This window comes from Bacteroides sp. AF29-11, assembly GCF_003602895.1.
GTDB classification, from domain to species: Bacteria; Bacteroidota; Bacteroidia; order Bacteroidales; family Bacteroidaceae; genus Bacteroides; species Bacteroides uniformis.
Genome location: NZ_QTLY01000007.1, coordinates 208,100 through 223,119, shown reverse-complemented (window position 1 = coordinate 223,119; position 15,020 = coordinate 208,100). Strand labels below are relative to the sequence as shown.

Here is a 15,020-nt window from a genome sequence, read left to right as displayed (position 1 = left end):
GTTTCCACGCTTACTTGTATATCTGGAACTTATACTGCTCCACAAAATTAGTATCTTTTTTCTTTGTGGCGGCAATAGCATCCCTCGGATGGGCATTGGCCAGTCCGGCAATCAGATACGATGTATTGTAGCCCCAAGTGGGCTCCTGGTCTTTCATGACCAACATATCACTTCCCACCAAGTCCAACACGGGCTCCACATGATACTTCTTGCCGTTAAAATAGCCAAGCAATGCCTCCAGGTGACAGTTGCCAGCACCTCGTCCCATGCCATAATAGGTGGCATCCAGCATCTTGGCATTCAGGTCGTGTGCCTCTATGGTGTTGGCGAAGGCACACTGCTGGTTGTTGTGGGCATGGATGCCTGTCAATTTGCCGTAGGGTGACAAATGGTCTTGGAAGTGCCTGGTCAGTTTACGGACTTCCTTGGGATAGAGCGCTCCGTAACTGTCCACTATATACACGCCCATCACTGGTGTCTGGGCCAGTGCATCCAAGGCTTTCGACAACTGCATCATCGTACATTTTGAGATGGCCATAAGGTTACAAGTCACCTCATAGCCTTGCTTGGCGGCAAATTCTATCATCTCGATAGCTTCCGAAAAGGTCTCTATATAGGTAGCCACACGAATAAGGCTCAGCGGACTATCCGACTTCTTGTGGATATCGTTCTTGAAGTCACAGCGTCCAACGTCTGCCATGACACACAGTTTCAGCCCCGTCGGGTTGTCACCCACAATGCTGAAGATGTCCTCGTCCGAGGAAAATTTCCACTTACCGAACTTACTGGGATCAAACATCTTCTTGTCTGCACGATAGCCAAACTCCATGTAGTCAACACCTGCAGCCACATTGGTTTCATAGACCTTCTTTACAAACTCATCGGTAAAGAAGAAGTCGTTCACCAGTCCCCCGTCACGGATAGTGGCATCTACTATTTTTATTCCTTCTATATTTCTCATGACGGTCTTAATGCTGTTCGTCTATCTTGGCTTGGATAAAATCAATCAACTTGCCTACTATCCTCAGTTTAGGATTCTCTATGTCCTCCACCTCAAACTCAATATCATACTCGTCTTCGATGGTAGAGATAAACTGAATGAAAGCCATAGAGTCAATATAGCCTGCCTCAATATAGTTGAGAGTCATAATATCGACGTCTTCAGGTACGGTGTATTCGCGCTGAATATATTCTGTCACGAATTCTTTAATATCTGTCATAGTCGTAATTTCTTTTTATTTGTCTATTCCTACATTTCTTATATGGTCTAGTATGCGGTTGCGCTGCAGCTTACCCATTGTGTTCTTCGGTAGCATATCCACAAAGAAAATCTTGTGTGGCTGCTGGAAGTCTGCCAGGTTCTTGGCGCAATAGGTTTTGATGGTGCGCTCTGTCAGTTCGCAATCTTCCTTCACCACCACAGCCAGTGCCACTACTTCACCAAGCCTTTCGTCAGGATAGGAGAAAGCTGCGCATTCTTCCACAGCGGTCAACTGGTTCACTACGGCATCCACATCATTTGGATATACGTTGATGGCTCCTGTGATAATCAACTCCTTCTTGCGTCCGGCAAAGTAGAGATAGCCATCCTCGTCCATATAGCCTAAGTCACCAGTACGGAAGAACCCTTCGGTGGTAGCCATATCCATCATGTTTTTCAGCTTATAGTAGCCCTTACAGGTCAGCTTCGACTTCACGGCAATCTCTCCCACTTCGCCCACAGCGCATTCGGTATCCTCGTCGTCACGTAGTATCTTCACTTCCGCTTCATCAAAGGGCAGGCCAACACTCTTTTGCTTGTTACGGGCCTTCTGGAAGCAAATATCAGTAGCCGTAGATGTCTCTGAGGTGCCATACATCTCGTGAAACTCGCACTGCAAACGGTCTATCAGTTCCAGCTTCACCTTCTCCTCCAGCAGGGCTGATGAAGAAACGATTGTGTGGAAGCTGTCTATACTTTCGGTATTCTCCTGCTTCAGCAGTTCAAGTATCTGCGCCAACTGGGCAGAAACCGCAATGGTAAACGTCGGTTTCTGTTCTGCGGCACACTTCAGCCACAAGGCCGGAGTGAATCGTGGCAGCAGGATAGAGGTCGCACCCAAAAGCAACGGCATAATCACCAGGCGCTCTGCCAAGGAGTGGTACAGCGGTGTAGCAGCCAGTATTCTGTCTTCCTTCACCAGTCCATACACTCGGATATGAGCCAGCGAGCGGTCTATTTTGTTCTGCTGAGAAATGTCAATTGGCTTCGGTGTTCCCGTAGAGCCGGAGGTCATGGTCAGTATCAGACTCTCATCGCCCTTGATATTCTCACAGGCAGGACGTGTAGTAGGCATCGTTGCCACCTCACTGAAAGGGAATGCTCCTTCAAACTCTCCGTCTAGGCATACGGTGATGCCAGGCACGTCCACTCCACCTTTCTTCTCGCATTCGTTCAGGAAACTCTTGCGGGCTATCAGGTGTTTCATGTCGCCCGACTTCATGGCCACCTTAATTGACTCCAAAGGGAGTGTAGGGTTCAGCGGAACCAGACATACGCCCAGGTCTGCCGCACTGAAAAACAGCGCAACTGATTCTATGCTATTGTTCATGGGGATGGCCACATGGTCACCATACTGAACACCTTTCGCAACAAGGTAGTTCGAATAGCGGCTCACCCGATTTGCCATCTCTTGATAGGTGGCTGTTTTTCCGTCGCACCAGATAGCCTGCTTATCAGGCATCTCTGCTGCGTTCTTATAAAACAAATCTGCTAACTGACTTCTCATATTAATCGTATATTTGCAGTTCGGGTATCACTAAGTTTTCTGTCTCAAAGCACAAGCTTCCCCATGAAAGACCCACGCCAAACGAACAGCCCACATTGGTATGCTTTCCGTTGCGCAGTTTCTCTGCGCAACCTATCACCATCGTAAAGGGTATACTGCAAGCACCTGTGTTTCCGAAGTCTTTCATCACTATGGGTGCCTTCTCCGGGTCTATCTTCAGCTTTTTGATGATTTTCTTCACCATATAGAAGTTGGCCTGATGGAAGAAGAAGTAGTCAATCTCGTCCTTTTCCTTACCTGCAAACTCCAGCACTGCATTGGTGCTCTTGGGGGCAGTCTTCAGGGCAAAGGAGAACACATCCATTCCCTTCATAAAGGTGTGCAGACGGTTTCGCTTCACATTCTTTTCATACTCCACCAGTTTCAGACTCCCTTCTGTCACGGGATTCCTGCGACCTCCGTCAGGAACAAGAATGGCATCAAACTGTTTACCTATGGTGCCCAGTTCACAATAGATGGGTGCCGCTGTTGGATCATATTCTAAAGCAGTAGCAGTGGCCACATCGCTGAACAGCGGGTAGCCGGTCTTGTCGTAGTAGCAGCTCTCCGCAGAACCCTGTATACCATTGAGTAACAGTACACGCTTGATGCACCCTGTCTGCATCAGTGAACAGGCATTGGTCATGCCGTATGTCCAGCCTGTGCAGCCCAGAGTCATGTCGAATGCCATGCACGATTCCGGCAGGTCAAGCTTGCCTTGCAGCACACAAGCCGTGTCCGGCTGGATATAGTCTTTGGAAGGGGAGCCAAAGATGAGCAGGTCTATGCTTTCTTTCTCCCATCCCAACTCTTCCATCAGTTTCTCAGCGGCTCGCTGGGCAAAGTCAGCACACGTCTGACCTTCCTTAGCTACATGGCGACGTTCCACGCCTATACTTGGTATAATGTTTTCGAACTCGTTCTCGTCAAAGTAAGGATATTCGCTGTTCTCCTCCACCTTCGATGGTGCACAGGCTGCGATGCCCTTGATTCTTACGTTGTTTATTTTTATTTTTGCCATAATAGTAATCCTTGTTTCAACAACTGACGGATAACCCTCCGTCAATAATTACATTTGTTCCCGTAACCCACTTGGCTGCATCTGAAAGGAGGTATGCTATTCCCAATGCAATGTCTTCAGGCTGTCCATAGCCGAGAGGATATTTTTTTGCATCTTCACTCAACTGTTCATCAGTAATGCCACCACTATGAATAAGGGGAGTGTCAACAGTGCCCGGACACACTGCATTTACCCTGATTCTCTGGGCACTCAATTCCAGTGCAGCATTCTGGATGAAAGCACTAATGGCACCTTTAGATGCACTGTACATCGTATTACCGGGTGTGCCTTTTCCAAGTGCAGCCATGCTGCTTGTGAATACAACAGAAGAGCCCTTGCCTAATATTCTTTTCTTAAGTAGTCTTTGCAAAAGTAGAATAGGGGAAACCGTATTTACTTGTAGCAATCCTTCGAGACTATCTTCCTTAATAAATTTAATAGGAGCTATTATTGTAGTTCCAGCATTGCTCACAAAGCCTTGTACTGGAGGAAGGCTTGCAACAAAGTCATTCAGTTTCTCCGTTTCAGACAAGTCGAAACAAATCATCTGATGTCCTTCACCCTCCAGCGTATCAAGCGTTTCTTTCAGCCTATCCTCATTACGGGCTGTAATGACAACCTTTGCTCCAAGCTTAGCACATTCGATAGCCGTTGCACGGCCTATGCCGGACGAAGCACCGGTCACCAGAATGGTCTTCCCTGTTAGAGAATATGGATTATACATATTGTTTATGCTTTGGCTTTTATAGCGTTGAACAAGTCCTCAACGGTATTGGAATTCCAGATTTCATCACCCTTGATGGTAATATCATATTCCTCGTCCACCATAGCTATCACGCTCAGAGCCACAAGCGATGACCACTCGTCCAGTTCCTTAAAAACGGTGTCTGCCTTAATCTCGCTGGCATCGGTGTCGTCAAACTGCTCTGCAAAATTCTCAATAAATTCGTTTAATTCCATAATTTTCAATAATTCAATTATTATTACTTGTTTTATTTAATATTTCAACAGTTTGGCTGGATTACCGAAAACGGTAGTTCCAGCCTTGACCTTTCTAACCACAAAGCTTAATGCAGCTACCACTGCATCTTTCTCCACTACTACATGGTGGTTCAATATGGCATTGGTATGTATAGTTACATTTTCTTCTATTCGTACGCCTCCAACAAGAAATGCCCTGACATCAATGCGGCAATAATCACCAACCCTACAGTCGTGACCAATTCCAGCAAACGTCTGCACCAAACAATTCTCGCCTATAATCGTATCTGATCCTATGTGGGCGTGACTATCGATGATACACCCATCACCAAGTTTCACATTTTCTCCCAATTGGGCTGTCTCATGTAGCAAGGTAATGAACTTCCCCCCCCTGTCTTTTATCATTTCGCAGAGCGTTCTCTTTGTTTTCACATTACCGATAGAGCAGGTAAATACATCATCTTCTGAAGGCTGATAGTTCTTTATTGTATCTAAGACTGGCGGATACCCCTCACAACCATCCAAGGAATTCAGATTGTCATCTATGAATCCTTTTATGTCATACTCTGTTCCATAACCAATGGAATGCTTGGCTGAATGGTAAATATCCTTACCCATTCCTCCGCCGCCTATTATTACCAAATGTTTCATTATGTTATTCCATATTAGTTTGTTCCATCAAATGTCTCTACTGTAGCCTGACCTTTCTGGGATATTCCTTCTCTTTTGAAAATTTTGACAATGGTCATAAAGAATATTTTCAGGTCTAAGCCAAAGGTCAGATGATCCACATAATACACGTCATACTCGAAGCGCTCGGTAAAAGGCAACTCATTACGCCCGTGTATCTGTGCCCATCCGGTAATGCCTGGTCTTACCTCGTGACGGCGCATTTGCTCAGGCGTATAAAGCTCCAGATATTCCGGCATCAGAGGTCTGGGGCCTATCAATGCCATATCACCTTTCAACACATTAAGCAGCTGTGGCAATTCGTCTAATGATGTTGAGCGTACTATTTTTCCCACTTTGGTAAGCCTGACCTCATCAGGTAACGGTTCGCCTTTTTCGTCAAACTCATCCTTCATTGTTTTAAACTTGATCACCTTGAATATCTCAGCATCCTTACCGGGTCTGGCTTGAATAAAGAATGCTCCAGCCCCTTTGTTGGCAAAATGAAGCCAAATGGTCACAGCCAACAATATGGGGCTAAGACAAATCAGAGCGACCAAACTGATAATAAAATCAAATGGACGTTTAAAGAAGTGCTTATACATATTTATATTTTTTCTCCGCGTTCAATAATTTGCCCTCCATCACTTATCACAACGCCCGTCTTAATAACTACCGCAGGATTGCCGGCTATTATGGAGTTGGGGGGGCATTTTTGGTTACAACAGCACCTGCGGCTACAACGCAATGATCTCCAACGGTTACACCGGGCAGAATGATACTGCGAATACCAATCACACAATTCTTTCCAATCCGAGTGTCAAATAACCTTCCTTTCCCATTTTTGCCTCTGCAGTGATCATGTGCCAGAATAATAGCATCTCTCAACACCCATGTATTTTTACCAATATGAACACCTTGGGGGTTAATGTTTTTATCCAGAACTGCGGTCCGTGCTATTACTGCATTCTCACCTATATCCATCTTAAAATGCCATTTAAGATATTTGGGGTATAAAGATGTCATCTTACCCCATAACCAAGCACGAAGATTAAAAGAATTATTTTTATCCATTTTTTTATATCCATTTCAGGCTTTCAATGTTCCTGCAATATTGACTCTTTCCTTATTAAAAATATACAATGCAAGATATACTCCTATGTAAAAGATTAAATTATGATAATAAGTCAAATCAGCAAAAAACAGCAATCCCGTGTATAGAGATGTACACACCTTTACAAAGATGTCCGCTTTGATTATTAGCATGCCAAGGAATAGTAGCAATAGTGTCGTTCCTATCAAACCGTAACAGTATAATAGTTTCATAAAACCCGTAAAATAGACTCCATCAGGTAAATTATCCAAGCCAAAACCTGTTAAAAAATCAGATACATTAAAATCACCAAAATATGTATCCCACCAAAACAGCCTCCCATTAATGGCATTATAATCATCACCTGAGGTTGAAGTAAAACGGTTTATAATATTATGTGTAAAACTAATATTGTCTAATAAAAAAAACACCAAAAAAAGTGCGATAAGGATTACAGGTAAACTCCTGATAAAGTTTTTCTTAGTTTTTTGCCTTGAAAGAGCCCAGGCCCCCCAAATAGCAAACACTGAAACAAATCCCATTCCTGAAGTACTTGCAAATATACCAAGAGAAATAAAAAGAGCATTCTTCGTCTTTGGTCTATGGGTAAACAAACAAGACCCAAGACCGATTGTACAATATTGTGAATACTGTGCAGGTTCTAAGAAAAATGCACATGGCCTATACATTCCCTCAACAGCTCCGGTAGTAATCGCATTGTTGTATTGTTCCAACAAATCATTTGCAAAAAAAGGAAGGAGGTAAAAATGGAAATGTATGCCTGTCAGGATATGAACGATTTGCTGGAAGATTACACAGAATGCAGCGACAATTGCGACCTTTTCCAGTACTTTTCTTAATAAAAAAACATTTACTATACCTGTACAGATTGCCGATATAATAATTATCACACTGCCGCAAAGAAATGCAAGTTGTAAAGAACTCTTAAACATCACATATGTCAAGTACATGAACAATGGTAATAACATATAAATTGGCACTCTCATATGCCTATTGGCTAACTGCAAGAGAGAATACAACATTGCAATTGCTGTCAAAAGCGTAGGAATCCGTATTCCAGTACCAGGCACACTGTACATCATTACTAACGGGAGAAATAATAGATAATAAGTGAACCACTTACTGGTTTTAACAGGTATAATCATCTTATTAACTAATCAGTTCTTTTAACATGCTTTCAAGTCTCTTTGCCTCATGCTGTATATTGTAACAATCTGGAACTATTGCATTGGTTCTATCATAAGATTCACAGCACGAATCTAAAAGATTAACACTTTCAGCAGCCCAATATGCAGATTTTTCGCTAAGCGGTAAGAGCTTTATTCTATCAGAAATCACTGCCTCTTTTGGTATAACGACTTCTGAGGAAACAACGGCAAGGCCTGTTGCTTGAGCTTCAACAAGTACTATTCCTAAGCCTTCAAATACTGACGGCTGTAACAAAAGATCCATTCCTTGCATCAATCTATTGACATCCTCTCTTCGTCCAAGCCATTTTACTGATGAACATATCCCTTGCTCGTTTATTTCTACTTCCATTTTTCCTCTCAAAATTCCTTCTCCAATTATCCAAAGCTCACTATTCGGACGAAGTTTATGAATTTCAGCGAAGACTTTAAGCATGAACAAAGGATTCTTCTGGTCTACAAGTCTACCAACAAATCCTATTACCGTCTTGCTCTGACAGTCCAATTCTTTTCTTATACAATCTCTATGTTCTTGTTTAAAAGCGAACTTCCCAACATCAATAGCATTATATATAAGCTTCGAATTAACACCCTTCCCAAACATATAATCTGAGGACAACTGGGAATTTGTGAACATCACAAAACCACAGAATCTCGAAAGAATTTTTCCTAAATTGTGTGCCATCAAATACATTCTTCCGCCTTTCTGTAGTCCATTATTATGAGCATGTAAAATTACCTTATATCCCCTAAGTTTTGCAATAACATCTGGTATGAGGTTAGACATTGTAAATAGTTGATGATATAATATATTTGTGCCAGACTTCTTCTCTTCACCAAAAATACGCCACAATTTGTTTATATACCCAAGAGGATGTCTTCTTACCCAAGGAACAAAAAATATTTTTCCACCTCTTTTCGTTATCCGTTCTCTATATGCACATTCATCCCCGTCAACAATATAATCAAACACACAATCATCAGACATGTATTCGCTCATATTGAGGGTATATACCTCAATCCCCCCTAAAACGTTTCCGGTAAAACCGTATATTAATACACGCATTAATCGAATAATACTAAAAGATTATATTACTTTTATCTATGTAAGAATTTTTTTATCGCATATTTAGTCCTACAATCTAGGAACTTGTTAACGAACCCAGCTATCAGCCTTTCTGGTGTCATTTTTATATTATTTCGAATAAGTTTTTTCAAGGAAGAACCATCGAGTTCAGGGTTGGTAAAGACCTCCATTAAAATTGGATTTTCACTTTCCCGCAAAAAAAGTGAAAGTTTTTCTTCTAATTCGCCTTTATTATGAACAGCTATGTATTGAAAATTAGATAAACCAATAGCATCTTGTATTTTTGTATGATGTCCAGCCGCTATATGCTGTTCAAGTGTGGATATTTTTTTCTTCCCAATATTAAAATGGAATTCGCCCCCCGCAAAATTATTAATGAGTAAAACTCTAGTGTTATTTTTAAAGTCATGGATAGCTGCATTTAGATCATACAAATAGCTCAAATCCCCTATAACAAGCAGCGAGAGACTATCAAGCACTTCGGCTTGGCCAATAAAAGTAGAGAGAGCTCCATCTATTCCATCTGCACAATTGTTACCTGTTGCAATAGTATTTTGTGGGAGCTTACTCATATTTGTGAATTTCATACTATTCAGAACACTTGCATGAACATTACTGCCTTCGGGCAAAGATTCCAAAACCTTTTTTGCAACATAATAATTAGTAAATTCATCTATAGAATTATCTCGGCTTTCATTCAAAGCCCTCCACAATTTATCATACTGCTTATCGTTTGTCGTGATATTATAGGAAACTTTGTCAAAAAATTCCTCTGGAGTAAACTCGAATATTTTAGTAAGCGACCTGCTTGTGTCAAAAATACGACCTTCAAAATTGATTTCCCAGTGTTCAATTCCCATTCCCGCAAAACGTGAGACAATGTCTGAGAAATATTTTGTTCCAAATGTAATAATAAGATCTGGTTTCAAACTTAGCAGTTCCTTCTGATTAAGTGTTATTGACAACAACATTGTTTGAATAAAGTCTTTGTCTGCAACATTTGAAAACGCATCAAATGATACCGCACAATTATATTTCTCATAAAACTTTCTTATACTTGACCTTAAACACCCTGTAAACTCCTGATACTGACCACAAACAACAAGAATTCTTTTTTTTGCTGCAAGTACATTTTTCCACTCATTAATTTGTGACCAATCCTCAATTCTATTTATTTTTCGACACACAGGCATATTACCATCGTAAAAGATGGATAGTTCATCAATGCTACTGGGCTCTAGAAAGTTTATTTGAATAGGGCCTCTTCCATGATGATCCATTTCTAACAATGCTTCATTAATACAACGATTGCAGAACCATTCATCCATGGAATCATTCACTTCGGGCAAATCTACAGCATATCGACAATATGGTGCGAACATATCAACTTGGTTTATTACTTGACTAACACCATGAAATCTCTGATATCTTTGCTTGTCTGAAGTTAATGCTACCAACTGAATATTTCTCTCATAAGCCTCCTTCATAGCCGGCATATAATTGCATGATGCAGTAGCTGATGTACAAGCAAAACCAACGGGTTCATCTAATGCCTCAGAGAGTCCAAGAGCAAAAAATGCGGCACTTCGCTCGTCTACGATAGAATAACACCTAAAAAAGGGATCCATTTCAACAATATGTACAAAGGCCACATGTCTCGTCCCTGGCGAAAGGACAAAATGTCGTATATTATTTTGTTTTAATAATGATACAATCTGCTGTACCTGTTTTATCTTTGTCTTCATAACCTCTATTTTACTAAGATTGCATAATTGGGCTTAAAATTCATTGTCGTATATTCAAACGAACGACCGTCTACAACATATGTGTTGATGTTATTCCTCTGCATCCAAGTATTAAGACGCCCCCAACAAACACCGTCGGAGTATTTTACAATTAATTTGAAACCGTCAGGAAAATCCCTGAAATTAAATATATTTGTATCCAATGCCAATAAGTATTCTGGAATACATAAAACCGATTGCTTTCCTCCTATAAGTTGTCCTACATATTTTGAAATAACACCATATTTATACTCTGGTGGTATAAATTCATAGTCTTTATTACCATATTGAGGATTATAACATAAAACTTTTTTATCCTTCGCGCACAAATCTATAATTGAAAATAGATTGGTATAATCAATCTTTTTTTCTTCGTTTACCTCCTCCTTTATTTTTATAAGAGAAGGTCCATGATGTTGAATAGCATTACATACTACACCTTCAATTGTTTCCACATTATCGATTAGGATAGATGCATCAACGCACCTATTCAAATAGAACGAACTATCCAAATTCATACTATTCAGTGCCAATACAATCACTTGCACTCTTTGAAGCCATGCTTCCGTGAGTGCAGTATATGTATTAGGTAAGTAGGCCTCCTCCACTATAATAGCAACTGGAGAATGGCTAATCTTTGACATTCCATATGCGTTAAAAACAGCACTTCTAACATCTTCAATATAATACCATTCTATATTGGAAGGGTATGATATTTTTTCTTTTATCTGTGTAGTTGTATTAACAAATCTTACTACACCTTTAGCGTTTAAACACGAAATAATGCTATCAATCATAAAAAACCTATTTGATGTTCATGTTTTTCCTATACTAATCGATTACACTCTGATGTCTCCCAAAATCACAATGAATAGTCTCTCCACTAATACACGATGCTTCATCACTGAGTAAGAAGCAAGCAACATTAGCCATTTCTGCCGGATGAAATATACGGCCGTTTGGGCTGTCATCAGTTTGAAAATCTCCGTTTTCACTATATCCTGTCATTTCAGATGAGGTTACTCCTGGGGCAATTGCATTTACTCGTATACGTTCATTAAAACAATAATAACGACACAATGCACCAACATAGCTTTTTAAAGATGACTTAGTAAGGCCGTATGGTATAGAAGTACAAAAGCTTCCACGTTCCGATGTAACGAATAGAATATTAGCAGAGCCTATCTTTTCATTTTCGATTTTTTCAACGAAATATTTAGCAAGAAAATATGGTGCCTTAAAATTAACTTTGAACTGAGCATCAAAACCACTCTCCGTTACATTTTTAAAAGAGCCCTCATGTAAAGATATACCCGCATTACTCACAAGGCTATCTATACCATTCATTCTTAAGAACGCTTCATTTAAAAAAGATGGTATGTCAATAATACTAGAAACATCAAACTTAATATATTGACAAGATTCGCCTAATTCCCGGCAAGCTCTGCGGAGAGTTTCTTCTTGCCTTCCGCAAATCAACACTTTTGCTCCTTCAGATACGCATTTTTTGGCAATCCAATAACCTATTCCCTTGCCACCACCAGTTATTAAAATTTTTCTTCCTTCAAGACGTCGTGTCGTAAAATTTTTTACCGCAATACTAATATGTGGCCGTGGTATTCCCCGAAAAATGTATCTAAACGCCCTTTTAACAATTGCCGTATTCATATAATATTTCTAAAAATCTGTTTGCAAAAATTGTCATACTCTTGTCTATAAGTCGATAAAACTTCATCTACAAGCGAATAATTTATATTATTATTATCAATATGAATTGTATTATATCTATCGGATAAATTTAGTAATGCCAACAAATCTGTTATTCTTGATGACTGAGATTGTTTATGCACATATTGCCTATCAAACACATAAAAATTTTTATGAAATAGTAAAGCGAACACTGTGGCATGGAAGGAATCCGTCATCACATATTCCGCCCCATCAATCATAGAAAGAAACTCCCATGGTCCACCATCTATATGATTCTCTATGTTTTTTTGCATGTAACCGAAACTAACAACACGATATCCTGTCTGTTGTGCCAACTGCATTGTGGAGTCAATAGCTAAAACCGAAGGATGGTCAAGAAAAAAATACAATATATATTTATTCCCTTGATTTAAAGTATTCGCGTTTTTTTTATATAGCTCTCTCCACATATCTTTATTATGAAGAATTACTGGATCTGCGAGACAAGTCGCATCTCGATTAGAAAGTTGTTTTACCATCTTGACTGCACTTGGCTCTCTTACTGAAATCGCATAGTATTCTTTAATAAATTTTGCATATCTTTTTTTATTATAAGGTGCAATTACACCTCCTCCAAAACTAGCAGCCCAGGAAACCCTTTTGTATTTGGGTGCAAAGCGCAAAAAGTAATGATTATACAAATTGATACGATTTGCCTTCCATACCTGATCGCTTCCAGAAAGAAACAATAAAAAATGCTTTTTCCTTGCTTCTCTTTTCAATTTAGAATAAGAATAATTTACAACATTTAAAAAAGAATCATTAAATCCTGTAATCAAAGATTCTGACTTATCTGTTATTCTCAATGCCCCCCGTCTTTCCGATGTAAATATTGAAAGGATTATTCTAAATGATTTCGGATTCAATAAACATAATGAAAAAAGACTCCATGCAGTAGAGATATAGCCCAAAATTCTAACTCTTGGAGGCTTTCTTTCAATAATTTCACAATCAAAACCTTTTAATCCAAGATATTTTTGAGTCGCAAAACATTGAAGAGCTGATCCATAATTAAAGTCATGAAAAGTAACTAAACCAATTTTTGCATAACTCTTACTATTCTCTATAATTATTCTTGTATTCATTGGGTTACATATAATCTGCGTATATTATCTCTTGATGGAATACTTATGTTTCTTTGCAATAACATACAAATAATTGAACGCCTCGATTTTAAAAAGCCAAGAAAAAGCAATGTAACATATGGCTCCTGTAAAAATTTGCATCAGAAGAACCAAAATATTATTCAATTCTATTTTCCCCACGATTAAAACCGCTACAACCATTATTAGCCCTATCATGCCGCAGGATAATAAATCACTCAATTGAGCCTTCATTTTATATCCTATCAAGTTCTGCGAATAGAAACCATATAGAATCACGGCTATTATCTGTGTCATCAACATACTAACTGCTATGGCAATTGTAGTATCGAACAATACGATCGAAGAAAACAGAAGTATCAATCCACATATCTTCGCTATTATCTCCACTTTCAGATAGATATCCGAGCGACCTATTGCCTTGATTCCTTGAACGGAACAACTTTGCGTGGGCTGTAACCACCAGGAAAAACACATTATCTGTATAAAAGGTACACATGGCAACCATTTATCAGTCAGCAGCAAATGTACAATGGTGGGCGCAGTAATGGCCAGACCAAACAGAATCGGAGTCATAATATATGCACTCGTCTTTGCTGAACGTCTTGTAATCTCCTTTAGCCTTATGCGATCATCCTGCTGGTTCGATAATGCAGGGAAAAGAACCCGGTTTATTGTGCTGTCAACATTGGATGCTATAAAATGTGGAAATTGTGTTCCCTTGTCATAATAACCTAAATCGTCAGCACTGTATCTCTTTCCTATTATCAATTTACAAAGCTCCGAATAGCCGGTAAACATAAGCCCCGTTGCGAGAAGCTTCCATCCATAATTTATCAATGGTAAAAGCCGAATAAATGAGAATTGCAATTTGGGCAACCATTTCACGATAGTCATCAGAAACACTGTATTAAACAGGATGTTGGAAATAACCTGTACTACCAATGCCCAAATGCCATAACCTGTATAGGCCATCACAATTCCAATAGCCCCAGACAATATTGTGCTACCGAAGGTGGACATGAACGACTTTTTAAAATTAAGATCATGCGACACCTTAGCCAACTGTATGCTATTGTAAGCAGACAGCGGTATCTTCAAGGCCAGCACCCTAAGTACAGGTGAAAGCAAGGGAATATCATAATAATTGGCGACTGTAGGAGCAATAACAAATAGCACAGCAAACAAAAGAAATGATACCACGATATTGAACCAAAACATAGTTTGATAATCAAGATCGTCTGCATCGTTCTTTTGTATGAGGGCGAAACTAAAACTGGATGTTACAAATACGTTGGCGACATTGACAAATACCATCACCAATGCGATAATTCCATAGTCAGCTGGCGAAAGGAGTCTTGCCAGGATGATGGTGACAACAAAAGTCACTGCCTGAGCGCATATTGTCTCCAAATACACCCAGAACAGCCCAGAAAAAACTTTTCTTCTTGATACTTGTTGCTCCTCCATTTAATTTAA

The 15,020-nt window shown here is 39.8% G+C and carries 16 protein-coding genes; all 16 read right to left on the bottom strand.

The window, feature by feature from the left end:
* Positions 1-10 precede the first annotated feature (10 nt).
* On the bottom strand, positions 11-961 hold the full coding sequence (locus tag DWZ03_RS13470; RefSeq protein ID WP_005836391.1) for an aldolase catalytic domain-containing protein: 951 nt from the start codon (positions 959-961) through the stop codon (positions 11-13).
* A gap of 7 nt (positions 962-968) precedes the next feature.
* Complete coding sequence (locus DWZ03_RS13465; RefSeq protein WP_005836390.1) at positions 969-1,220, bottom strand: acyl carrier protein; 252 nt, start codon at positions 1,218-1,220, stop codon at positions 969-971.
* A gap of 15 nt (positions 1,221-1,235) precedes the next feature.
* The gene (locus DWZ03_RS13460; protein ID WP_005836389.1) at positions 1,236-2,768 is read right to left on the bottom strand and encodes a class I adenylate-forming enzyme family protein; all 1,533 of its coding nucleotides are present in this window, start codon (positions 2,766-2,768) and stop codon (positions 1,236-1,238) included.
* Position 2,769: 1 nt separating this feature from the next.
* Positions 2,770-3,828: a 3-oxoacyl-ACP synthase III family protein gene (locus DWZ03_RS13455; protein WP_005836388.1), complete on the bottom strand. Its 1,059-nt coding sequence runs from the start codon at positions 3,826-3,828 to the stop codon at positions 2,770-2,772.
* Positions 3,829-3,844: 16 nt separating this feature from the next.
* Positions 3,845-4,591 carry an SDR family NAD(P)-dependent oxidoreductase gene (locus DWZ03_RS13450; RefSeq protein ID WP_005836387.1) on the bottom strand — a complete coding sequence of 249 codons (747 nt, stop codon included), beginning with the start codon at positions 4,589-4,591 and terminating at the stop codon, positions 3,845-3,847.
* A gap of 5 nt (positions 4,592-4,596) precedes the next feature.
* A complete protein-coding gene (locus tag DWZ03_RS13445; RefSeq protein WP_034523153.1) occupies positions 4,597-4,827 on the bottom strand; it encodes an acyl carrier protein in 231 nt (76 codons plus the stop codon).
* Positions 4,828-4,863: 36 nt separating this feature from the next.
* Positions 4,864-5,499, bottom strand: a complete 636-nt coding sequence (locus tag DWZ03_RS13440) for an acetyltransferase (protein WP_005836384.1) — start codon at positions 5,497-5,499, stop codon at positions 4,864-4,866.
* A 14-nt stretch (positions 5,500-5,513) separates the two neighbouring features.
* Complete coding sequence (locus DWZ03_RS13435) at positions 5,514-6,122, bottom strand: sugar transferase (protein ID WP_005836382.1); 609 nt, start codon at positions 6,120-6,122, stop codon at positions 5,514-5,516.
* A gap of 88 nt (positions 6,123-6,210) precedes the next feature.
* Positions 6,211-6,591 (bottom strand): acyltransferase, encoded by a 381-nt coding sequence (locus DWZ03_RS20415; RefSeq protein WP_207805212.1) that lies wholly within the window; start codon positions 6,589-6,591, stop codon positions 6,211-6,213.
* A gap of 15 nt (positions 6,592-6,606) precedes the next feature.
* Positions 6,607-7,581, bottom strand: a complete 975-nt coding sequence (locus DWZ03_RS13425; RefSeq protein WP_227980183.1) for a hypothetical protein — start codon at positions 7,579-7,581, stop codon at positions 6,607-6,609.
* Between the two features lie 199 nt (positions 7,582-7,780).
* Positions 7,781-8,818: a glycosyltransferase gene (locus tag DWZ03_RS13420; protein WP_227980182.1), complete on the bottom strand. Its 1,038-nt coding sequence runs from the start codon at positions 8,816-8,818 to the stop codon at positions 7,781-7,783.
* Positions 8,819-8,916: 98 nt separating this feature from the next.
* Positions 8,917-10,650, bottom strand: a complete 1,734-nt coding sequence (locus tag DWZ03_RS13415) for a thiamine pyrophosphate-binding protein (RefSeq protein ID WP_005836375.1) — start codon at positions 10,648-10,650, stop codon at positions 8,917-8,919.
* A gap of 5 nt (positions 10,651-10,655) precedes the next feature.
* Positions 10,656-11,486: a hypothetical protein gene (locus tag DWZ03_RS13410; RefSeq protein ID WP_005836374.1), complete on the bottom strand. Its 831-nt coding sequence runs from the start codon at positions 11,484-11,486 to the stop codon at positions 10,656-10,658.
* Between the two features lie 34 nt (positions 11,487-11,520).
* Positions 11,521-12,357: an SDR family NAD(P)-dependent oxidoreductase gene (locus tag DWZ03_RS13405; RefSeq protein WP_005836373.1), complete on the bottom strand. Its 837-nt coding sequence runs from the start codon at positions 12,355-12,357 to the stop codon at positions 11,521-11,523.
* On the bottom strand, positions 12,354-13,523 hold the full coding sequence (locus DWZ03_RS13400; RefSeq protein WP_005836371.1) for a polysaccharide pyruvyl transferase family protein: 1,170 nt from the start codon (positions 13,521-13,523) through the stop codon (positions 12,354-12,356). The genes DWZ03_RS13405 and DWZ03_RS13400 overlap by 4 nt, the downstream gene beginning before the upstream one ends.
* Positions 13,524-13,547: 24 nt before the next feature.
* Positions 13,548-15,011: a lipopolysaccharide biosynthesis protein gene (locus DWZ03_RS13395; protein WP_005836370.1), complete on the bottom strand. Its 1,464-nt coding sequence runs from the start codon at positions 15,009-15,011 to the stop codon at positions 13,548-13,550.
* Positions 15,012-15,020 lie beyond the last annotated feature (9 nt).